The organism is Thermogutta sp., assembly GCF_014359955.1.
Classification (GTDB): Bacteria; Planctomycetota; Planctomycetia; order Pirellulales; family Thermoguttaceae; genus Thermogutta.
Genome location: NZ_JACIYL010001060.1, coordinates 1 through 1194, shown reverse-complemented (window position 1 = coordinate 1194; position 1194 = coordinate 1). Strand labels below are relative to the sequence as shown.

At 58.2% G+C, this 1194-nt stretch carries 2 protein-coding genes; both read right to left on the bottom strand.

Annotated elements, in window-relative coordinates:
• Positions 1-243 (bottom strand): hypothetical protein (locus H5U08_RS19365; protein WP_297036993.1); only part of this gene is annotated, 243 nt, incomplete at its 3' end.
• Between the two features lie 258 nt (positions 244-501).
• Positions 502-1194 (bottom strand): HEAT repeat domain-containing protein (locus tag H5U08_RS19360; protein WP_297036991.1); only part of this gene is annotated, 693 nt, incomplete at its 5' end.

The following is a 1194-nucleotide window of genomic DNA, read 5'->3' as shown; positions in this document are numbered from 1 at the left end:
CGCGAAAAAAGACACAATCCGGCGCCAGTAGGGCATCTTGTTGGAGTAGGCGATACGAGCCCAGTGAACTTCGACGCCTTCCTCGTTTGTGACATAGCTTCCACCGCGTCCTCCCCCCTGGTCGGTCGTCAACACCGTGACCTGGTGGCCCCGGCGTGCAAGACCCGACGCTAACACAAACGGGAAAGTACCGGTCGCTAACCGGGGAACCGCAAAGTGCTGGTTTATGAGCAGGATTCTCATAAAAACGCGCGATCTCCTCTTCCGTGAGCCAACGACCACCGCAATTCATTGGGTGGGGAGAACTTCATCGACTAGTGACAGCCATTTCGCCGCGATCATAATAGATGTCACGGCACCTGGACAATGGCAATTCTCTAAGAAAAAGGAAAACCGCGTAATGTCCGCGACAAGGGGAGATAGAAAAGATTGGCCCGGAGGGCGAAGACAGGAGAAGATTTGCTGATCCCCTATGCGGAGGAGTTCGTGCTGAAGGGGGAACTATTGCAGGGCTTTCGCTGCTTCCAGCCGTTTTTGCTCCGCATACCACTGCTTCCATAGGCGGACGTCGAAGCTGAAGTTCTTGCCGCCGCTGAGCTCCACGAGCGCTTCGAGCACGCTCCGATTCGGGATGGCCCGCTCGACAATCTTTGTACTGTCACCGCCCCCACCGGCACCGAACGTCATGCCCGACTGGCCTGTGCTGGAACTGCTGAATCCCGCGCCGATAGCGCCGGGGGGCCGCCGACCCGGTATGACAAACTTATGGCGTGTGATCAAAGCGTCAATAAGGGCTGGAATGGCGGAGGGATCGCCCATTTTTTTCAGGGCCTCACCGGCGCGATTGACAATCACGTTGTCTTTATCTTTGAGGCGGCTGACAAAATAGGAGACCACCTCGCCAGACTTGGTTGGAGCCAGAAAGTCGAGGGCCCGGAGTCGTATCTCTTCCACGGGGTCTTCAATGGCGATGATCGCCAGGGCTCGCAGCGCCTCTGGTGAGCCGATCCCTCCCAGGACATCGACCAGCAATAAGCGGACAGCGTCCCGGCGTTCATCCTTCATCGCAAGCACCAGCGGTTTGACAGCGGCCGGGTCCTTGATGGAGCGGAGCTCGTGTTCGGTACCCACCGGGTCGGCTTCCAGGCGGGTTAACAGCCGATGGATTTTCTGGGCCCACTCGCGTTGCACCGC